This is a genomic window from Pseudomonas sp. W15Feb34 (assembly GCF_023127765.1).
Taxonomy (GTDB): domain Bacteria; phylum Pseudomonadota; class Gammaproteobacteria; order Pseudomonadales; family Pseudomonadaceae; genus Aquipseudomonas; species Aquipseudomonas synxantha_A.
Window position 1 is genome coordinate 94,883 of record NZ_SPKN01000027.1, and the last position, 22,118, is coordinate 117,000.

8 protein-coding genes are annotated in these 22,118 nt (G+C 58.8%); 5 read left to right on the forward strand and 3 right to left on the reverse strand.

The window, feature by feature from the left end; translation table 11 throughout:
• The first annotated feature begins 101 nt into the window (after positions 1–101).
• Positions 102–3,089 (forward strand): RHS repeat-associated core domain-containing protein, encoded by a 2,988-nt coding sequence (locus tag E4O97_RS13270; protein ID WP_248161479.1) that lies wholly within the window; start codon positions 102–104, stop codon positions 3,087–3,089.
• Positions 3,090–3,252: 163 nt separating this feature from the next.
• Here E4O97_RS13270 and E4O97_RS13275 read toward each other — a convergent pair whose 3' ends face one another.
• Genes E4O97_RS13275 through E4O97_RS13285 form a run of 3 tightly spaced genes read right to left on the reverse strand, consistent with a single transcriptional unit; the run spans position 3,253 to position 15,493 of the window.
• A complete protein-coding gene (locus E4O97_RS13275) occupies positions 3,253–7,836 on the reverse strand; it encodes a SpvB/TcaC N-terminal domain-containing protein (protein ID WP_248161481.1) in 4,584 nt (1,527 codons plus the stop codon).
• Positions 7,833–12,659, reverse strand: a complete 4,827-nt coding sequence (locus E4O97_RS13280) for a neuraminidase-like domain-containing protein (protein ID WP_248161483.1) — start codon at positions 12,657–12,659, stop codon at positions 7,833–7,835. Before E4O97_RS13280 ends, E4O97_RS13275 begins: the two co-directional genes overlap by 4 nt.
• Before the next feature lie 44 nt (positions 12,660–12,703).
• Positions 12,704–15,493, reverse strand: coding sequence for a Tc toxin subunit A (locus E4O97_RS13285; protein WP_248161485.1), 2,790 nt, complete (start codon positions 15,491–15,493; stop codon positions 12,704–12,706).
• Between the two features lie 350 nt (positions 15,494–15,843).
• Here E4O97_RS13285 and E4O97_RS13290 point away from each other — a divergent pair, with 350 nt between their 5' ends.
• The 4 genes from E4O97_RS13290 (at position 15,844) to E4O97_RS13305 (ending at position 22,107) form a co-directional block, all read left to right on the forward strand.
• On the forward strand, positions 15,844–18,600 hold the full coding sequence (locus E4O97_RS13290; protein ID WP_248161488.1) for an RHS repeat-associated core domain-containing protein: 2,757 nt from the start codon (positions 15,844–15,846) through the stop codon (positions 18,598–18,600).
• Positions 18,601–18,731: 131 nt separating this feature from the next.
• The gene (locus E4O97_RS13295) at positions 18,732–19,673 is read left to right on the forward strand and encodes a rhodanese-related sulfurtransferase (protein WP_078821910.1); all 942 of its coding nucleotides are present in this window, start codon (positions 18,732–18,734) and stop codon (positions 19,671–19,673) included.
• 3 nt (positions 19,674–19,676) lie between these two features.
• Positions 19,677–20,312 (forward strand): DsbA family protein, encoded by a 636-nt coding sequence (locus tag E4O97_RS13300; RefSeq protein WP_248161490.1) that lies wholly within the window; start codon positions 19,677–19,679, stop codon positions 20,310–20,312.
• Positions 20,305–22,107, forward strand: a complete 1,803-nt coding sequence (locus E4O97_RS13305) for an ABC transporter ATP-binding protein (RefSeq protein WP_248161492.1) — start codon at positions 20,305–20,307, stop codon at positions 22,105–22,107. Before E4O97_RS13300 ends, E4O97_RS13305 begins: the two co-directional genes overlap by 8 nt.
• Positions 22,108–22,118 lie beyond the last annotated feature (11 nt).

Sequence of the window (22,118 nt, forward strand, 5' to 3'; positions counted from 1 at the left end):
CCAGTAACTGGATACACAAAAGCATCCTCCAGCACCACCTTTCTCATCCCCTCATCCCTAGGCTCTCAGGACTACTTGTTCAGCAATAAGGTCCTGAGGTCATGTCTGATTCCATCCATCGAAACACGCCGTCCCTGGTCGCAGTCGACCCGCGTGGGTTAATTGTTCGTAACATCGATTACCACCGTTCAAGCACAGAGGTTGAACCGCAGATGCGCATTCATCGTCAGGTGTATGGCAGTACGGGCTTGATGATTGAACAGTGGGACCCACGTTTGTTGCAGTTGTCACGCTCACAGCCTGACACCGCGCCCAATCAACGCACGGTCTATAGCCTTGGTGGACAAGCGTTGCGCACCGACAGCGTGGATGCCGGCTGGCGGCTGACGCTGATGGGGGAGGCTGGGCAGTTACTGGAAGAATGGGATGGGCGGGGCGCTCACCAGGCTCATCGCTACGATCAATATCTGCGGCCGGTGGCGGTCTTCGAGCAGGCGGCCAGTGACGGGCAAGCGTTGTGCGTCGAGCGTCTTGCCTATGCTGCATCTTCGAACGAAGAGGCGGCGCGCAACCGCTGCGGCCGGGTGGTTCGCCACGATGACGGCGGCGGCTCGTTGTTCCACGAGCGGTATGGGGTGCACGCAGAAGTTGCTCAGCAGACCCGACGCTTCCGGCAGGCGGATGCCGCGCTGGATTGGCCGCAGCTGTACGCACAACGCGAGGTGCTCCTGGAGCCCGAGATATTCCAGACATCCATTGGGTTCAACGCGCTGGGTGAGCGCCTGCATCACACGGACGCCAAGGGCAATCGCTTCGACTACGCCTACGGCATTGACGGCCAGCCGGCGAGCATCTTTGTGACGCCCAGGGGCGGCGAGCGTACGCAGGTACTGGGCCAGCGGCACTATAACGCAGCGGGTCAGGTGCTCAGCGAACGCGCCGGCAACGGCGTTGTGCGTGCCATGCACTACCGTGAATTCGATGGTCGCTTGCGGCAAATGACTGCCCATCTGCCCGCGCGACCGGGCGCAGCGCTGCAAGACCTGCGCTACGAGTATGACGGCGTTGGCAACGTCGTGCGGATCGATGACCTTGCCCAGCCGACGCAATGGTCCAGCAACACCCGAATCAGTTCGACCAGCCTTTATGAGTACGACACGTTATCGCAACTGACCAAGGCCACCGGCCGCGAAACCGCCGGCAACACTGGAGGCCCGGCGTTACCAGCGAGTGTGACGTTCGGCTCGACTGACGACAGCGTATGGCGTCGCTACACCCAGCGGTTCAGCTATGACGCCGCCGGAAATATGCTTGAGTTGCAACATGTGCCCAGCAGCGGCACGGGCTTCACGCGGCAGATGAGCGTGGCCGCGGGCAGCAATCATTTTCTGCCGCAGGCTGATGGAAAGGCTGCGCCGGGGTTGGGCCAGGGCTTTGACCGCAACGGCAATCTGCAAGCGTTGGCAGGCGATCACAAGATGGGCTGGGATGTGCGCAATCAACTGGTGCGCCTCACGCAGGTGCGGCGCGAGGGCGGCAACGACGATGAAGAACGTTACGCCTACGATGCCACGGGCCAGCGCATCCTCAAGCGCCGGATCTCCCAGGCCCGGGGCGTGCTGCATAGGGCCGAGGTGCGCTACTTGCCGGGGCTGGAAATTCGGCATGACAGCGCAACGGGTGAGCAACTGAATGTACTCAACCTTGATGCTGGTACGACCACGGTCCGCGTCCTGCTTTGGGATCGCCACCCTTCGGGGGGGCGCCAGGACGCGCAGATCCGTTACGGCTTGTCGGACCACTTGGGCAGCAGCAGCCTGGAACTGGGCGAGCAGGCGCAACTGCTCAGCCAGGAAAGTTATTACCCCTTCGGCGGGACTGCCTGGTGGGCGGCGAAGAATGCCAGTGAGGCGAGTTACAGGTTCATCCGTTACTCGGGCAAGGAGCGCGATGCCAGTGGGTTGTCTTACTACGGCTTCAGGTATTACGCACCGTGGTTATGCCGATGGATCAGCCCGGACCCGATTGGCGATGCCGATGGTTTGAATCTGTACGCCATGGTTGGCGGTAATCCGGTTAGCAAGGTCGATGCGCAAGGGCTGGCTGCCACACCGGCTTTGGAGGAGTCGCAGGATAAACAAATACGCAGGCTTTCCATCAGCCGCAGGCTCGCGAATATAGGCAGGGTTATGCGCCCGAGGATACAACCGGCCTCGGCGGCAGCGATTCGCGATGGTTTATCCACCTATATCGCCAATGCAATCGCGACGGGCGTCGATCTGGCGGTCTTCAGTACCGTCCAGCCCACGGCACAACGCAACCAAATCTTGCGCCTTACCGTTGCGGTGCTGGATGCAGTGTCCACGGCACATATGAGCACCGGTATCGCCGGTAACTGGACGCGATATGCGCCACAGATCGGTGCTATTTTTGCAGGTGCCGCGGGTATGGGGTATGCCATGCATGGCGACTCGATAGGTGATCAAGCCGAGCACAGCTGGGACCCGGTGGCGGTCCAGCGGTTGGGCGGACATGTGCGCGCGCTCTCCAGAGAACTGGTGCAGCAGGTCCTTCGTGGGCACGGTACCGGCATCTCCTGGGGCAGCACGCCCCTGCGCGGCAGGGTCACGCGCACCGCCGGAGCGACGGCCGCCTATGCCCTTGCCACCGTGGCCAACGCTGTTTATGGCGGGGAAGTGCCTGCGCTGATGCAACCCAATGTCTCACCTGCAATAGAAGCCTACGATGGGGCGATGGGAACGATGATGCGTGGCGGTCACCGGACCGCCGTCCACGATCCCCATGGCCAAACCGTACAGCTGCCGGATCCTGTCGCGACGGCGCACGGTGGGCTGAGCAGAATGTTCAATCAGGTGTGGACGCACTGGGCCGCGTCCGGTGTCGAGGCATTGGCCGTTGCGCTGACGGGCCTGCCACAGGCCGCTCAAGGCCGGACCACTCGAACAATTGTCATGGCGGCCCGCGGCGTGATTGCATCATTGACCGAATGGCGCGGCTTTTTCGTAACGTTTGCCAGGCGCGGGTATACAACCTTGGCGTCGCGATGGGGCGCAGCCCGGCGATCCTGACAAGAACATGAATGGGTCGTCGCTGCGGCCCATTCAACATCCCAGTCGGCTTCAAGGCTGCCTTTGCAGGCAAGCCTCACACACATTTGAACGGCTCACGTTGGAGGGGCCAGACCGCTACAGGTCTGGCGCAGGAGCAAAAGTTCTGTAGATACCCAGGTCTTTAGGGGGTATCAGTCAGTATGTTGTCGGAGTTCAGCTCTGCATAAGTGTCGTTTTCGTCCTCATTGACGGTGTACCAGGCCCAATAGGTGTTACGCCGCATAAATCCTCCTGCGGTCAATGTCTTTGTCGGGCGCCCGAGGGGGTCGTAGAACTGTCGGTCGCTGTGGCCCAGCTCGCGCATGGATTGATCATTGACGTAGGTGTGCTTGTCGGCGAAGTAGGGGCGGTAGACGCGAATGACCAGGCCCTTGTTGTTGTATTCGACACGCTCGCTGATGCGCCAGCGGGGGTCGGCTTGCACTTGGCGCAGCTGTTTCTTCAAAGTGGCGTTTGCATCCGGCAGTTCGTCGACCAACAGGTTGCCCTTGTCGTCGACGGCATAGGCCGGGCCTGGTTCGGTCTTCTGCTTGGTCTGCAATGAGCGGCCGAAGCCATCCCAGCAGGTCAGGGTCATGCGAACCTGTTGTTCGGCATCGCCGGGGTAGCGGTCAGCTTGCAATATGAGCCCATGTACCGGCGTACGGCTGGCCTCATCGATCAACGCCTTGAGTTGTTTTGCACTGTCACTGAGGGGCTGGCGAGCACCACCCAGCCGCGATCGCGCGCTCATGCGGATATGCCCGCCGGGGAGCAGATACCCCTTGGTAATCCACTCGTGCTTGACCAGAGCCAAGTCGATGCTGCCCATCCAACTGAAAGGCGCGTAGCAGTGCGCGCTGGCCATGTCTTGCAGCACGCTTTGCGCCTGTTCGATGGCCAATGCGGGCGTTACATTTTTGCGCGGGCGGTAGCTTTCCAGAGCGGCGAAGCCCACTCTGAGGCTTTGTTCGTGGCCGTAAAAGGTGTTGGCGAGTAACTGCCCAAAACCGTCATAAAGCGCTTCTTGAATAGTGCCATTGGGGTCGACGATTTTTATCGGCAGCAGCAATCGATAATCGTATTCGGCCTTGGTTACACAATCGTCGGGCATTTTTACGCGCACGGTTTGCAACGTGTAGGGGTCATAGGTGAGCTTTGTTTCGCCATGGGCCTCGGTGGCCCGCAGCGCCCTTATCCGATAAAACTGGGTGGCCTTGCCATAGCGGGGAAAGTGCCGGCGAATCGACCACAGTCGGTTTTCCTTGGGCGGCACCTCGCCGTCGAATAGAAAAAACAACTCCATGGTGTGATAGCCGCTGTCGGTGAGCTTTTGCACCAGGTCCACCTTGGGTTGGTTGGGCATGGCCGGAATGTCGTTGTAGGCACTTATGGCCTGGTCATCCAGCTCGGCGATTTCCAGATAGTCAGTCAATGCCTGGACGGTGGCGACGCCAGGCTCCAGGGTTTTACCGGAGCTACCGGCCTGCCGGTAGTACTGCAGCGACAAGCCGCTCAGGGTGCGGCTGGCCCCTGCGGCCAGCGGCCCGACGCTGGTATCGATGAACACCTCATAGGCGATACGCGCAGGGTCCAGCCCGCCAGGCGCCGGCGCCTTGCCGAGCACCAGGGCGTTGTCTCGTTGGCGGTAGGGCAAGGCCAGGCACCACTGCTGTGCGTCGTCCAGATGAATGGGCTGCGCCAGCGTTTCGCTCAGGTAATAGAATTGTTGCGCGTTGTCATGGGTATCGTGCCACCAGCGCTGCTGGTGCTCATCCACCAGCACGGCGGGCGGCGGGCTGTCGGTGGTGGTACGGCGGGCATAATGCAGGGTCACGCTATGCACCAGGTAACCATAGGCATCCCAGCGCAGATTGATCTGGTGCTGGCAGACGGGATCGTTTTCCACGCCTTCGTATTGATAGCTGATCGACTCCAGCGCTAATGGCAGCAACCGGGGGTAGGGCGTATGAGCACTGGCGGGGGCCAGTTCACGGACCAGATACCGCTGGTGTTTGACCGAGTAGGGCACGGCGTCTTGCGCCGGGTCTGCTGCCATCACTTCGACCCGCAGCACCGCGCCACTGAGTGCACGGGCCACGTCGCGTGCCAGCGCCGGTGCGGGGTCGCTGATCAAGTCGTCATGATGATCCAGCGGTTGTGCCCCAGCTGTCCCCCTGTAGCGGCTGACCAGCGTGCGGCCGGGAGCCTTGGCGTTCGGGTCGTGAGTGCTCTGGCCGAGGCAGGGCATGTCAAGGGATCGCCCGGTATGAAACCAGGTTTTGCTGAGCACGGGAGCGCTTGAGCCCGGCGCGTGAGGGGCGTCTTTGCGGCTGTCGGTGTCGGTTTGCAGCAACAGCCCAAAGCCACGAAACTTGCGGTCCACACGGTCGTAATAAGCCTGACGATAGCTCACGCGCTGGGTCAGCTGGTTGCCGGTAATTTCGTCTCGTTGGGTTTGTTGGCTGGCGAGCAGCAGCGCAAAGGGTAACTGGCTGATAGCGGGCTGGCCCTTGGCATGCAGCTCGCGTTTTTCGTCCAGCCACTCCTGGGCGCTGCTGCGATATTTGATCGCCGCCTGGGCGCCCATGTTGTTGTCGGTGCGTATGAGCAGCCAGGGCTTGTGGCTGAAAAAGTCGTAGCGCCAATGGATGGGGGTCTGGTGGGCGGCGGTCAGGATCAGGCTAGGGCAGCCCCGGCCGCTCACGTCGACGATGTTGACCTGGCAGTGGTCGTCATACTGCACACCCTCTGGCCACGGGACCTTGATCGCCTGCGCCTCGAAACCGTTGCCGCCTTTATTGAGGAAAATCCACAGGTGGGCGGCGCTCAAATACAGCAAGTCCGTAGCGCCACCTCCATTGAGGTCGACGAGCAGTACATTGGCCGGCTTGAACGTTTCATAACGCAGTGGCAACGTAGCCAACACAAACCCTCGGGCAAAGCGGCCTCGACCCAGGTTCGGCCAACATTTCACTTCGTCATGCCGGATACGCACCAGATGCTGTTGGCCCGTGGCGAGTACATCGCTGAACGCCACCAGCTCGTTAGGCGAGGCGGAAACGATCGGCAAGACGTCATCGAGCTTATGAGGCACCTCAATGGCGGGTTCGAAGCCTTTTCTTCGGCGATTGGCATACAGGCGTACGCTACGGGGGCCGATCATGGCAACGTCAGGGCGTCCCGTCCCCATCAAGTCGGCGAGGATGCCCTGGGGGTGGAAGAACTCCGAGGGGAATGCATCGAACGACGTATAGGCTGACCAGTTACGCTGTTCATCCAGGCTGAAAAAGCCATTCATTCCTGGGTGGGCAACCAGCCAGTCCAAACGGCCATCGCCGTCCACATCGGCCAGCGCCTGGTGGATGGGCCGGGTGCTGTCGGCGACCGGCACCCGCGCCAACTCCTGGGCCGCGCCGTAAATCACCTCGTCGCTGGTTTTCGTGTGCTGCGGCCTGAGCGGTTCACGGTAGTACCAACTCTTGTCAGTGCGATACAACACACCGGGTATGCCTTCGCCATACAGATCGACCAGTTGATAGCGATCGCTGTCATGCAGCCCGGGCAGCGAACTGAAGGGCTTATAGCCGCTCTTGTCCACCTTGAGCTGGCTCGATTGGTAAAAACACTCCAGCGGCGGGCGGCTCACACTATTGCCCGAGCTATCGAATGCCTGCTCATGGACCCCAATCAACAGGCTGACATGGGTGGGCGCGCGGTATTCCAGCAGCAGACGTTTGACCAGCACCGGGTCGGTGCCCATTTGCGCTTCCTTGGGGAAGTGGTGAAACATCAGAATCTGGTTGCAACAGCGCAGGGTGCGTAGCTCGAAGCCGAACGAAAAATCCGAGCAAGGATCGGGTCGTGTCGGCCACTCCCGGATTTTCTGATACGTCGGCCGCTTATCCAGCTCAAGGTCACGTTCGCCATAGTCAAAGAGCAACTGAAAGTGCCAGCCCATGCCCGGCTCATCGTCGGTCTTCCAAAGGTAGAGTTGTTCCTGCTCCTCGGCGGTGAAGTTGCCGTAGCAGACGCGCTCCAGGTAACGCTGGGCTCGACAGTCCCTCGGGTAGCGTGAGGAGTCAGTTTCTTTTTTGTAGTGATAATAAATGTGTTCGCCGTGGGTATTCAGGCTTTCCTGCAACAACCATTGCGCCACATGGTGCGGGTGGTCCGGATCGGCAATTCGGGCCAATGGGGTCTTCCCGTAAAAGTGCTGACTGCCATCGGCACTTTGTATCAACCAGAAGCCTGCAGCATCGGTTGCCGAGTGCCAGTGCTCGATACGGTCGAAATGGCTCTCAACCCGGGGAAAGTACCGGGTGGCCGTGTAGGCGATGGTCAGTGGCAAACCATTGAAGGAGGTCGCGGCGCGGCTGACGATCGCACCTTCGGCGTCGCGTTCGGGTAGCCATATTTGCGCGTCGGGGCCCACCAGTACGTCGTGCTCCGTGTAGGCCGGCACACCATGGGAGGTACGCCGGCTGACAGCCGGCAGGGGTATCCCCCAACCCAATCCGAAGGGGCCGTTGCCAGCGCCGCTGTGATAGGCCAGCGACATGGCCGGCGCGTAACCGCGCGCGGGAGAGATCGGCAAGGGAATCTCAAAGGTGGCCATACCGCTGGCGCCGACATCGCCCCAGCCTTTGCCGGTGCCTTGAATGGCACCGCCGCCTTTGGGCAGGGCCGGGGTATTGACTTGGAGGTTGGGCGTATCGTCGTTCATACCTTACCCCTGCTGGCAACTGGCACCCTGGCGGTGTAACGCAGGTGAATGACGATATCGTTGATTGATTGGAGTACGGCTTCTTGCCGGCTGTGATTGGGGAATTCCAGGGTCCAGTTGGAGATGGCCCCGGTGTATTCGAAGGGCAAGTAGCGATCGTGGCTCTCGAAGTTGAGGGTGAACAGGCCGTTGTCATCCAGGCCGGTGGACAGTGCGATTTGCTGATGGGCACGCATGTCGCGGCGCCGCTCGCCTGCGGGCAATACGATTTCGTTATGGGTTTGGGTCAGTATCGCCTTGATGTCCTCATAGGGGCCTAGCGTCGCGGGCAACGACACGCTGATGCCTTTTATTCGCCGCAGGATGTGGTGGGGGTAATCCTCTTCAAAAAGAGCCTCGGGCAACTTGAAGCACAGCGTGCCGTTATCGACCAGTTGTCGTTTATGCTCGGCCCATGTGTTTTGTGTACTCGATGATTGAGTGTCGGTTGTGTCTGTTGTAGGTGTGGAGACTTTGCAATCGATCATGCGATGACGCAGGGAGATGGTCTTGACGATCTCCAGGTCCCGCACGTTCTGGTCCACATAGGCCGCATTCATCTTCAACAGCGACAGCTTCAGGGCCTCACCCGCCAGGTAGCCGCGGTAGTTGTTGTTCCAGGCACCGGGCTGGATAAACGTGCTCGCATAGTCTGCGACTTCGTACTGCCAGCACGCTTGCGCGGTGCGGCACAGGGAAAGGCTCAGGTCATAGACTTGGTAGTAGAACTTGCTCAGTTGTACATTGAGCCAGTCATACAGTTGTGCTCTGGTAAAGCGCTTGGCCAGCAATTGATAGTTCGACCAGGCCTGGGCCAGGGAGGTCTCGGCCAGGCGTAATTGCAGGCGCGTGGCTTTTTCCTGCTCGGCATAGGCTTGTAACTGGGCATCGACCTGTGCCAATTCGAGTCGGGCCTGATCCTGGGCATGCGCCCACTCTTGCTCCCGACGGTTGAATTGCTCGGAACGGTCCAGGTCTGCGGCAGTGCCCCGCAACACTGTCGCGACGCCTTGAGCCAAGGCTTGGGCTGCATAAAACGGGCCCTCCCAGCGCGACCCGCCGGTACTCGTACCGAAGATGTTCGGCGCGATCATCGCGATGCCGGCCGCTGCGGCGGCGGCGGAACCTGCGGCCTCGAATCCGCTACTGATCAGGTAGAGTTGGCCTGCGTGTGCTTCTGCGGGGCTGATGCCTTCGGTGAGCAGGCGTTCGTAGTGGCGCATCCGGGATTCGATCATGCTACGACTGGCGCCGAGTGCCTGGCGGTTTTTCTCGTCGAGCAACAATGCCTGGTGTTGTTGGGTGACGACGATATTGGCCAAGTCCCAGGCTTGTTGTTGCTGCAACTCCAGGTATTCAGCCTGTTCCTTGCGCTCAATCAGGCTCAGCACCGTGTTGCCGAATTGAATCACCGCCTCGGTTGCCGTGAGCGCGTGGCCCAGCATGATCTGGAAGCGATAATGGCCGACTTGCGCGTCAATGAACGGCGCCGCGCCTCCTTCGCCGAAGGCACCGCTGCTGCGGCTGGCCAACAGCTTCAGAGGTGAGAGCGGGGTTGCGTACAGCGACAGGCGCAAGGGTTTGCCAGTGATATCTAGATTGTAGCGCAGGTTATGCAGGCGACTTTCGAGCTTGTCCCAGCGCGCCACCAGATCGGTATTGAAGGGTAGGCACAGATTATCGGTGTCCGTGAGCGAAGCCAGTGCGGTGCTTTCGGTCGCAGGGTTGACATTGATTGGTGGGTTTTCTTGCTCCAGTTCTACCAGGGCTTTAGAGCGGCTCGTCGTCAAACTTTCGAGGGTGATTTCATCCCACGGTTCAGTGGTGGTGACGCGGGGGCGTGGCCCGAGAAAGTGATTGGCTCGCGTGTACCAGAGTTTGGCCTGGGTCAGGCTGTCGGGGGTGAGTTGCCGATAGGCTGCATCGCCACGATTGAGCAGTATGTCGAGATAAAGCAGGTAGATTGCTTTGCGAAAATGCACCGGTGAGCGAATCGCCAGTTTATGTGGATCGTGAGTGACTGAACCGGGGAGCGGACCCGTACGAACGAGCTCGTTGAATCCCCAAAATGCAGGGCGCTCGCTGGCCGTATCGGCCAATCGCCCTGGGTCGAAGATGTGTTTGAGCCAGGCTTGGGCTTCGACATACTGCTGCTCCTGATTCAGGCGGTGGGCAACCAACCAGGGCACGTACAGGAACAGCTCCCAGAAGTACTTGCCGTGAGCCCCGTTAAAGTCAATGTCCTCTGCTGCTCCACCTGGCGTGAGTGGAGGTTCTTGCCACGTTTTCGGTGTTAACGAAAACAAATGCTCAAGGCTGACATTGGCCGCCTTGACCAGGTTGCCGGCAAAACAGGTATTCATGCGAAGGCGGGGGGGCGTGTCGGCAGGCGGGGTTGAGGTGCTCGTTGGGAAATCAATAAATTCGGCGGTGCCGAGTTTTTCCGACGTCTGTCTTTTGATCGTCGGCGCCAGTTGTTGATTGAGCGTTGTGTCAGAGGTGGAAGGGGCCAGCTTCAAGGTGGTCGCTTTCAGGGTATAGCCGAGAATTGTCGAGTCGTCTTCTTTGGCAGGCTCAAGCGTCACCACCCCGTGTATCAGGGTGATGCCCGACGTTATTTCCTCCGTGGTCACTGGAATCCGCGCCGTGACCCGATGCCCGCTGGGTAATTCGGGATTTGATCCGGTGAGGCTTTCGTGGACAGTGTCCTGATAGTTGATGATTTGATGTGAGTTGGCATTGATTTTTTCGGTGAATGGGTAGTCTTTGAAATTGGCTCTCATAATGATGTGCTTATAGGCACGTAAATTAGATGTGCGCACGTTGGGCCTTTTGATGGTCAACGTATTTTGTGCGTGCAGCGACGTCTTTTTGTTTGCGTCTGGGTATTTGCTGTAGCGGTCAAGGGCGACCTGGATGGAGTTTTTTGTACCGGTGTATAAACTGATGAACGCATTCTTGTCGATATAATGATCTTCGAGTGAGACGGTGTTCCCGTCTTTGGATTTAGCGTTAATGAGTAACCCGTTTTTGATATGTACAGCGTTGGGGAACTCGTCATGCGTGGCCGTGTTTTTAAAATAAAGAGCGTAAAAATCAGTTTTTAACTCGTCTGTTGGGCCGGTAATTTTAGACTCACTGGTCAGTTTGAGCTGAGTGGCTTTCGGATCATCCAGTGCGTCGTCTACTATCAGTATGATGCTAATATCCTTAGGGGCTTCTTTTGTTAATGTGACGCTGTACGATTGCCGGAAATTTTCATTGAGGGTGGAAGTAAATACGAGTTCATTGGTATTTGAATCAAAAGAGACGTCACTTGTTTCTGGGTTTTTTATTTTTTCTCGATTTTTTCCAAAGTTCCAATGAATGTTGTTTTCGGTAATCGTTTCCTCCCTGGGGGAAATCGAGTGCTTGTTTGGGGGGGTCACCTTGAACTGCAAGTTACCTTGGTTTTTATGAGCAAAGAACGTGAGGTATTGCCGGGCGGTGTCAGGCAGCAACTCACTGTAGTACCCACTCACGCTTTGATCTTTGCCTTGAACGACAGTCTGCACTTTTGTCTTCTGCGACGGATCGAAGTGTTCCAGGAGTCGGTTTATCTCTTCGTCCACCTGTGAGCCGGGCAGCACGCTGTAGCGCTCGGGGCTGCCGCCATCGGCGATGGTGGTGATGTTGAAGGACTGGTCGACGTGGACAGCCTGGAAAAATTTGCCAATAAAGTTCTCCTGCTGTTTGGGGTCTTTACGGCTGGTGGCCAGCACACTTAAAAACAGTACCGGGGGGCCGTTACTGTCGACGATAGCTACCGTCTGCGTAATGGTTTTCAGAAAGGCAGAGGTCAATGCGTTGACGTCTTCGGTGGCGCAGTGCTCCTCGATGCAGGCTTTGGGTGCACTCCAACTACCATCGTGCTTTTTATAAGAAAAATTGAGGCGAAACTTGACGTAGCGGCTGTTGATCCATTCGGTCAGCTGTTTTTTTTCCCCTGAATCCGTTTGCGCCGGTGGGACGGAACTGGTGGGGGCGGGTTTGATGCATTCGGCCCAGATGAAAAATAACCGGTTATTGAAGTACACCGGCCGGATACTTTGCTCGGCGGTGGCGTCGGAGACCGACAAGTTGATTCTCTCCCAGTCTGACCAGGCGTCCTGAAAAAGTACCGAGCCTGCGCGCTTGGACAGGTCGAGGGAGCGCCAGTAATAGGTGTTTTCGGAACTCGATTTACCGACGAAGTAATAGGTGCCGCTATGCAGCTTGCTCAAGTCGGCGTCGATATAACCGTTGATCGTGCGTATGTTGGCGGTTTCCTCGAACCTGGCCAGGTAATTGTGAACCGCCGTGGTGACGGTATCCGCTTGAATTCGATACTGGCTCAGGTCGTTTTCCAAGTGTTCAAAACTGTCGGTCTTGTCACGCCGTAATGTCGGGTCCAAGTAGTTGGCGGGGTGATAGTGCAACTGTTGGTTGGCGTTCCAGAGAGCGTAGGTGTGCAACTGTTCGCGCCATAACGTGTCCTGTTGCGCGGTCATGCCCTGCTTTTCATAGCCCGGTTCCAGGCCGAGTTGGATGCGCGTGATGTACTGCTGCAGGCTGGAGATGGTACAGGCTACCGGGCTGGTCGGTACGGCTTGGCTGACTTGTACGTCGAGCAGCCAGTATTCGTAAAGATCGTCGGCATGGGTGATCTTTTCCTTTAAGTCGGTAGGTACCTTGTAGGTCAGGTAGTACGCGAGCATGGCGTCGCGCAGGCTTTCATTGAGCTGTTGATTAAGCGAGTGAGACATGATCAATCCTTGAGCAGGTCGAATGTGAGTAGGGTGTGAGTGGGTTATGAATACGCACTTGTGATCGCCTCACCGACGCTCTTCCAGTCAGCAAATGTAGAGTCGGCTTTCAGTTCGCTGGCTTTGATCAGCATGTTGGCAGGCAGGCCTGTGTCGATGCTGGCTTGGCGGCAGCGCAGCACCCAGTCCAGGCGCATCATTGAGGTAATGCGTGGAGGTCTCAGTTTGTCGCAGAAGACGTCGATTTCACTGGCATTCCAACCTAAAAGTTGAGCGAGACGCTCGTTCGTTTCTTCACTGGTGTTTTGCGTAGCGCCGTTGGGCAGGGTATTGGCGTGTTCGAAGTAGTTGAGCAGTTGCTCTTCCGTCAGGCCGCAGTGGTGTAGGCAATGTTTGAACTGCTGCATGAGGTAGAGGTTGTACGGGGTGAGTTCAAGCAACGAAGACATCTTGTACTTGCTCGCGAGCCAGTGCGGATTGACCAGGAACTGGTGAAGTACTTGTGGGCTGAGGGGCAGTTGCAGAATATCGGCGGCGTGAGGTAACCGCAGTATCAGATAACTGAGCGTTTGCAGCGGCGAAGCAGCGGGGGCATATAACCGCAGGAAATGCTGGTCATTGTCGTATTTTTGATAGCCGTTGGCTTTGCTTGGCTCATGGAGGTCGGCTTGGGTGATTTCTTTAAGGCGTAGATATAAAGCCCACAACTCATTCCGCGCGTTGCTCAGCAGTGTGCTGAGCTTAGGTTTCGCTCGGTCGATCAACTGTGTCGTACGTGCAGGCATCGTGCTGATTTGAACGGAAGAGAGCACTTGATCGAGCGCCATCTCGATGCTGTTATTGGGACGCATCCGTTGCAGCGCCGTATAGGCCAAGGACTCCCAGTCAACGGCGGGTAAACGATCTTTTTCGTCACCGGGTTGCTGAGGAAGATCAAGCAGTTGCAACGCTTTGGAAAGAGACGCTTGGTCATAGCTGGCGAACTCCTTCAATAGCTGATTCATGATCGGGTCCTGGACCTGGCGATCCAGCAATAGCTGGCGTCTGAGCAGCGTCAGGCTGCTGCCGTTTTCTTTAAACCAACGGCTGGCCCACTCCAGGTGCATGAGTATGTCGAGGAAGTCAGTCGTGCCCTTCGGTTTGTTGCGTAACGTTGGGTTGCGCAGCTGCATGAGAAAGTTCGCATTCCCGAGCATTTGCACCAACTGTCGGCATTCCACGACCGATAACCCGAACAGGCGAGCGACTCTCGCTTGCCGATAGATCTCGCTGACCGTCTCGATCGTGCGGGTTGCAGGTTTGTTGGGGTTGATCAGTAGTTGAAGCGAATCCTGGGTGTCTTGCAGGCCCAACCCCGCGCAGAGCTGTTGCCGGGTGGTACCGTCGAACGTAGCGCTGTCCAGATACAGGGGAGGCAGGGCGGAACCCGTGCGATTGAACACCTGGTCGAACAATGACACGCGGTCGCCTGAGGCATGGACGGGTAACTGATGAAGCAGGGCGGCAAATTCTTCGGCTTGCAACGTGTAGCGTTTGCTCAAATAGCAAAAGACCCCCAGCGACCGGAGGGTGTTATGGGTGATCAGCAGCGTGCTGTTGCGATGGCCTTCACAGCGCATGGCGCTGACTATCAGGGTGTCCAATTGCGCGAAAGGCAGGCCGAGCCAGCGCTGTAGACGAATCATGCGTTGCAGCCTGTCGAAGCGCTCAAGGCTAACGTGGGTCAGCTTGGCGTTGTCCAGGCTGATAGCGGGTGTGGTCGTGCCGTTGATATAGCACGCACCGTAGGTGAGGCCGGGGTTTTGCTTGCAGTTAGGCGATTGGCGTGGTGACTGAGTCTGTTGTGCAAGCAGCGCCTGAAGTTGGTCGGCATCCAGTTGTGTATGGTTCAGAAAGTCAGTGAGTTTCTCTGGTCCTGTCTGATCTATCGTCCAGTTGTAAAACTGGAGATGGAACTTTTTCACCTTTTCCTCTTTTTCCACCTCTGTTTCGGTAACCCATTTAGCTTTCAGCATTGTCTGTTGTTGAGGGCTCAACCCCGATAACTGACACTGGACTTCGTTGTTCTGTTCGCCGACCTGCCCGTAAGTGCTGGTTTCTCCCGCCAGAGGCAATTGGCGACTGATGCGATAGTTCAACTCACCCAACGCCGGCTTGTCGCCCGACAGGCCCTGTTGGCATTGCTGATGGTGCAAATGATAGGGCAGAGAAAACGGATACCAGGTTTCACTCAGCACCTTATAGGTATCTTCTTCTTTGGCCGGCGCGATATTTTTGAGCAAGATCTGGTTGACGATCGACAACATGGGAACCTGGCCCGAAACGCTATGTTGGTTGATCACCTGGTCTTTGAGTTCCGGGCGTCGCTGCGACAGCTTGAGCGCGTTTGCGTCCTTGGTGTTTTCTTCCAGCTGCTGGGCGAACAAATAGAGCGCCCGCAGGTAGGCAGTCGGTGAGTCAACCGCTGCAATCGACGAACTGGAGCAGAACTGGTCCCACTTTTCCTTGAACAAGGCCTGGTAGGTTGCGCTGGTCTCGGGGGGGAGACTGCGTTTATTGCGCGGTGAAGAAGGGGGGGACGAGACTTGCTGTTCGCGAAATAGCGTTTCCAGTTGCGCGGCGACGCTCTGGGCCTTGAGGTACACCGTGTGTGCATCGTCATCGTTGTACGTTGCCAGTTGCTCGGCAAAGGCTCTTTCGGACAATCGTACGATGTCCAATACCGAGGTGAGGTTGAGGCGCTGCAGGGCGGTCTTGAAATCGTCCCGACCGGGGGCGGGAGGACGTGAGTGATCAATCAGCTTGGCGAGCAAGGGGCTGCTGTCGGTTTGCATATTCATACGTTCCTTCACGCCCGCCGAGGGTGCCGGCGGGCAATGAAAAACGCTATCACGCAGGTTAACGGGGCCAGGTATAGGTATTTACAGGCGTCGTCGGTGCACGCCGGTTGAGGTGCCTATACACCGATACCACCTCTGTGCAAGACATGAGCCCTAGGCTTTTCTGACCATTGTGCAACTCAGGCCATGTGATCATGTCTGCTTCACTTCATCGAAATACGCCCTCGCTTGTAGCATTCGACCCCCGTGGGTTGACGGTCCGCAGTGTCGCTTATCTGCGCGCTACCCCCCAGGCTGCGCCGACGGCCCGTGTCAGGCGTCAAGTCTATGGGGCCAGCGGCCTGATGCTTGAGCAGTGGGACTCTCGCCTGCATACCCTTAAATCACGTGAACCATTGATCGAGGCGAATCAGGTGTCGGTGTACAGCCTGTCCGGGACGCTGATCCGCAACCACGATGTGGACGCCGGCATGCGGCTGATGCTGGCAGCGCCATCCGGGCAACTGTTGCAGGTCTGGGATGGTAGGGGGGCCTATCAGCGCCACGACTACGATGACTTGCAACGTCCGGTGGCGGTGTTCGAACAGGCTGCCGACGAAGAGCGACCCCGGTGTGTCGAACGCCTGGTATATGCCACTCCAACGTCTGAGCACCGCGCGCTTAACCGCGGTGGTCGTCTGGTGTGCCATGCCGACCCGGCTGGCACCCAGGTGTTCGAAGCGTATGGGATGAGCGGGCAAGTGCTTCGGCAGACGCGGCGATTTCGCGAGGCGCCGGGCGATGTTGACTGGCCGCTTGCTCAGGCCGATCAGGACGCGCAGTTGGACGGCGAGCGTTACACCACACGCTGGATATTTGATGCCCTCGGCGGCACGTTGGAACAGGTCGACGCCAAGGGTAATGGTCGGCAGTTTGCCTATGGGTTGGACGGACAGACGAAACATATTCACCTCGCCTTGAAAAGTGGCGCACGCAAAACCGTGATAGATCGCTACGTCTATAATGCCGCCGGTCAGGTGGAGACGGCCCGGTTGGGCAATGGCGTGAGCAGTCTGGCCGCCTATCGGCCCGAGGATGGCCGTATGAACCGGTTGATGGCGTACCGCCAAAATGAGCCGGCGGCGCCATTACAGGATTTGCGCTACGACTATGATCCCGTGGGAAATGTTTCGAAGCTGCGGGATCAGGCGCAACCGGCCCAATGGAGCCACAACACGCAAGTGAATGCCGCCTATTGCTATCAATACGACTCGCTGTACCAACTGACCCAGGCGACAGGCCGGGAAAGTACCGTCGCCGCCATCACCCCAGCACTGCCTGCGCGTATTTCGTTCGGTTCGACCGATGCCGGTTTATGTCGCAACTACACCCAGCATTATGCTTATGACGAGGGGGGCAACCTGACCCGGTTGCGGCATGTGCCGTCCAGTGGCGTCGGTTACACGCGCGACATGCAGGTCGCCAGTGGCAGCAACCGCGCGTTGTCTAGCGAGCATCCGGTTGGCGCGTTGGCGCAGGGTTTTGACGCCAATGGCAATCAGCAACGGCTGGGGCGTGGTGTAGCGATGGCGTGGAATGTGCGTAATCAGTTGTCCAGGGTCACGTCAGTTGTGCGCGACGGAGCTGACTCGGATGAGGAAGCTTATGTGTATGCAGGCGACGGCCAGCGTGTGCTCAAGCTCACTCACCAGCAGGTTGCCGGCAGTCGACAAACGGCGCGTGTCTATTACCTGCCAGGCCTGGAAATTCGCCAGTGGCCATTGCGTCGATTGAATGTGTTGCGCCTTGACGTAGCGCGCTGCGCGGTGGAGGTCTTGCAATGGGAGCTGGGACTTGATGAGGGGGCTGACGATGAAGCCCTGCGTTTCTGCCTGACCGATCAGCAGTCGAGCCATGGGTTGGAGTTGGGCGAAGAGGCCGAGTTATTGAGTCAGGAGAGTTATTTCCCGTATGGGGGGACAGCGTGGTGGGCATCGCGCAACGCGGTGGAGGGCAGTTACAAAACCCGTCGATATTCAGGCAAGGAGCGTGACGGCAGCGGTTTGTATTACTACGGTTTCCGCTATTACGCCCCATGGTTGCAGCGCTGGATAAGCCCCGACCCCGTTGGGGGAGGGACGCAGCTGAATCCTTATCTCATGGCGTTCAACAACCCGGTCACGTTCGTTGATTCAATGGGGTTGCAGCCTACCGACATGGAAAATCCTCAGATACAGGACGAGATCATACTCATCCTGGTTCTGGCCTTGCTGGGCCTGGGGGCGGGAGCGTTGCTGGGTGATGAGAGGGTGGGGGCTGCCGTGGGGGGGCTGGTGGGAGGCCTGCTGGTTGGTACCGCCCGCTTCATTACCTATCAAAGCATGCAGCCGCAGGCCCTGGCCAGCGCAGCGCAACAACAGGAAGAAAATTTCGCCAGGGCCGTTTCGGAGACGGCGATTGCTGCGGCGGAGGATGCGGGGCTGAGTCACGAAGAAACGGAGCGGCTGGTGAATTTTGCCTACGCGCGCCGTCATGCTGAAAAAGGCATTACCCTTATGGTCCATCGGCGTCAGGGGACCCTCCGTGGCTACGTGGGGCCTGTGGACGAGGCGGAAGACCTCGAACGCGTACTGGGGGGGAATCGTAACCCGATGCCGGAGTTGAAACGCATGGGCTATGGCGTGATAGTGCTGCGAAGTCCAGCACGTGAGTCCGCTGCCGCGAGCGGTCAGCAGGCGGGGCCAAGCGCGTTCGAGGTTGGGGTGACGACACCGGTGACTGGTTCAAGTCGCGCACGCGGTGGTCGGCAAGCACAGGCGCAGGTGCCGTTGGTGGCGCCGGCGGCAGCGAGAGCCGCTACCCCGCAGATGGAGTTCGATACCGCGAGGCTTGTAGATACCCAACTATCGGGCCGCGAGCGCCGCAGTATTGCCCTTACCCTCAGCCACTTGCGTGAAGGGCGTTTTGGCGCGGTTCATTGGCATGCTCACAGAGACCAACTATGGTCCGCTGATTTGCACGGCTACGCCGCTGCTCGTGGACGCGGTGCCTATCGTTTGATGTTCAGCCATCTCGGCGGCCAGCGGTACCGAGTGGAAGGGGTACGTAACCCACATCGCTGAGGACCTATCAGCAGCTGCGTGCCGATGCGATGGCGCCGCTCTTTTGTTAGAATGCGCGCCGCGTCGCCTGACCGACGCCTTTTTGCATCCGGTTCACCCCTTACGAGGGTAGCCACCTGGAGAGAACACCCATGACTCAACCGATTGTTGTGGCGGCACTGTATAAGTTCGTCACCCTCGAAGATTACGTCGCCCTGCGCGAGCCACTGCTGCAGGCGATGGTCGACAACGGCATCAAAGGCACCTTGCTGATCGCCGAAGAAGGCATCAACGGCACCGTTTCCGGCAGCCGCGAAGGTATCGATGGCCTGATGGCCTGGCTGAAAAAAGACCCGCGCATGGTCGACATTGACCACAAGGAATCCTACTGCGACGATCAGCCGTTCTACCGAACCAAGGTCAAACTCAAGAAAGAGATCGTGACCCTGGGCGTCGAAGGGGTTGATCCGAACAAAAAGGTCGGCACCTACGTCGACCCGCAAGACTGGAACGCGCTGATCAGCGATCCTGAAGTGCTGTTGATCGACACCCGTAACGATTATGAGGTGTCAATCGGTACCTTTGAGGGCGCAATCGACCCAAAGACCACCAGTTTTCGCGAATTTCCTGACTATATCAAAGCCAACTTCGACCCGGCCAAGCACAAGAAAGTCGCCATGTTCTGCACCGGCGGCATTCGCTGCGAGAAGGCGTCGAGCTATATGCTCAGCGAAGGCTTTGATGAGGTTTATCACCTCAAGGGCGGGATCCTGAAGTACCTCGAAGAGGTGCCCCAGGAGGAAACCAAATGGCAGGGCGACTGCTTTGTGTTCGACAATCGCGTGACCGTGCGCCACGACTTGAGCGAAGGCGACTACGATCAATGTCATGCCTGCCGCACACCAGTGAGCGTAGAAGATCGCGCCTCTGAGCATTATGTGGCTGGCATCAGTTGCCCCCATTGCTGGGATAAGCTGCCGGAGAAGACCCGTCGCAGCGCGATCGACCGGCAGAAGCAGATCGAGCTGGCCAAGGCCCGCAACATGCCGCACCCGATTGGTTTCAACTACAAGCAAACTCCTTCCGAGGCCTGAGCCATGTCTGCGCGCCTGCTCTATGTAATGGATCCGATGTGTTCCTGGTGCTGGGGCTTCGCCCCGGTCGCGCAGGCGCTGGTTGAGCAGGCCCATGCGGCCGGCGTGGACGTGCACCTGGTGGTGGGCGGCTTGCGTACCGGTAGCGGTGCAGCGCTGGAGCCGACCACCCGGCGCTACATTCTTGAGCACTGGCAAGCGGTGACCGAGGCCACCGGCCAGCCATTCAAGCGTGAGGGCGTATTGCCTGACGGGTTTGTCTACGACACCGAGCCTGCCTGCCGTGCCATCGTCACCGCGCGCAGCCTGGCGCCGGATTGCGCCTGGAAGCTGCTGGGGCTGATCCAGCGCGCGTTCTATGTCGAGGGACAGGACGTGACCCTCGCCCATGTGCTGGTGGACCTGGCCGAGCAGGCCGGTATTCCGCGTATCGAGTTTGCAGGCGAGTTCGACCGCGCCGAGCAGCATGCCGCCACGGCCGCCGATTTCACCTGGGTGCAGGATCTGGGGATCGCCGGTTTCCCGACGTTGCTCGCAGAGCGCAATGGCCAGTTGGCCTTGCTGACCAATGGTTACCAGCCGCTGTCCGAGCTGTCGCCGTTATTGGGTCGATGGCTGGAGCGAGCTGCCTGTGTATGAGCAACCTCAACGCACTGACCGCCTGACCTGGGCAGAGATTCGCCGTCTGGCGCTGCGTCACAAGAAAGCCCTGTGGATCGCCAATGGCGTGGCCGTGCTGGCGACGCTGTGCAGTGTGCCGATCCCCCTGCTGTTGCCATTGCTGGTGGACGAAGTGCTGCTGGGCCACGGCGATGCCGCGCTCAAGGTGATGAACCACGCGTTGCCCCTGGGGTGGCAGAAAGCCGCCGGCTACATCGGCCTGATGCTATTGGTAACGCTGGCCCTGCGCTGTGGTGCGTTGGTGTTCAACGTGGTGCAGGCGCGGCTGTTTGCGCGTCTGGCCAAGGACATCGTCTATCGCATCCGCGTGCGCCTGATCGAACGCCTCAAGCGGATCTCCCTGGGTGAGTACGAAAGCCTGGGTAGTGGTACGGTCACTACCCACCTGGTCACCGACCTGGACACCCTGGACAAATTCGTCGGCGAAACCCTCAGCCGTTTCCTGGTGGCGATGCTCACCCTGGTCGGCACGTCGGCAATCCTGGTGTGGATGCATTGGCAGCTGGCGCTATTGATCCTGTTGTTCAACCCGCTGGTGATCTACGCCACCGTGCAATTGGGCAAGCGCGTCAAGCATCTGAAGAAGTTGGAGAACGACAGCACCTCGCGCTTTACCCAGGCACTGACCGAAACCCTCGATGCCATCCAGGAAGTGCGCGCCGGCAATCGCCAGGGCTTTTTCCTCGGGCGCCTGGGCCAGCGTGCCCAGGAAGTGCGCGACTATGCGATTCATTCCCAATGGAAAACCGATGCTTCCAGCCGCGCCAGTGGGTTGCTGTTCCAGTTCGGTATCGACATTTTCCGTGCGGCAGCCATGCTTACGGTGCTGTTCTCCGACCTGTCCATCGGCCAGATGCTCGCCGTGTTCAGCTACTTGTGGTTCATGATCGGCCCGGTGGAACAACTGCTGAACCTGCAATACGCCTACTACGCCGCGGGCGGCGCGCTGACGCGGATCAACGAGCTGTTGGCACGCGCCGATGAGCCGCAGTACGCCGGTGGTGCCGACCCGTTTACCGGGCATGACACTGTCGGTATCGAGGTGCGTGGCCTGGAGTTCGGCTACGGCGAGGACCTGGTGCTCGACCAATTGAACCTGGCGATCGCGCCGGGGGAGAAGGTGGCGATTGTCGGCGCCAGCGGTGGCGGCAAAAGTACCCTGGTGCAGTTGCTGCTGGGGCTCTACACACCACAGGCCGGCAGCATTCGTTTTGGGGGGGCCACCCAGCAGGAGATCGGCCTGGAAACCATTCGTGAAAACGTCGCCGTAGTCCTGCAACACCCGGCGCTGTTCAACGACACCGTGCGCGCCAATTTGACCATGGGCCGCACTCGCTCCGATCAAGCCTGCTGGCAGGCGCTGGAAATCGCCCAGCTGGATGCTACTGTCAGGGCGCTGCCCATGGGCCTGGACAGTGTGGTGGGGCGCTCGGGTGTGCGCTTCTCCGGTGGTCAACGGCAGCGCCTGGCCATCGCCCGCATGGTGCTCGCCGAGCCTAAAGTGGTGATTCTGGACGAAGCCACGTCGGCACTGGATGCGGCGACCGAGTACAACCTGCACCAGGCATTGGCGCGGTTTCTCAGCGGGCGTACTACACTGATCATCGCCCACCGGCTGTCCGCGGTGAAACAGGCTGACCGAGTACTGGTGTTCGATGGCGGGCACATCGCCGAGGATGGTGATCATCATCAATTGATCGCCGACGGCGGGCTCTACGCCAAACTTTACGGACACCTGCAACAAGTGCGTTGATTTAGCTTAGG

Coding starts and splice junctions, on each gene's coding strand:
- E4O97_RS13300 (WP_248161490.1), top strand. CDS start 19,677: ATGTCTGCGCGCCTGCTCTATGTAATGGATCCGATGTGTTCCTGGTGC.
- E4O97_RS13280 (WP_248161483.1), bottom strand. CDS start 12,659: ATGTCTCACTCGCTTAATCAACAGCTCAATGAAAGCCTGCGCGACGCC.
- E4O97_RS13290 (WP_248161488.1), top strand. CDS start 15,844: ATGCTTGAGCAGTGGGACTCTCGCCTGCATACCCTTAAATCACGTGAA.
- E4O97_RS13295 (WP_078821910.1), top strand. CDS start 18,732: ATGACTCAACCGATTGTTGTGGCGGCACTGTATAAGTTCGTCACCCTC.
- E4O97_RS13275 (WP_248161481.1), bottom strand. CDS start 7,836: ATGAACGACGATACGCCCAACCTCCAAGTCAATACCCCGGCCCTGCCC.
- E4O97_RS13270 (WP_248161479.1), top strand. CDS start 102: ATGTCTGATTCCATCCATCGAAACACGCCGTCCCTGGTCGCAGTCGAC.
- E4O97_RS13285 (WP_248161485.1), bottom strand. CDS start 15,493: ATGCAAACCGACAGCAGCCCCTTGCTCGCCAAGCTGATTGATCACTCA.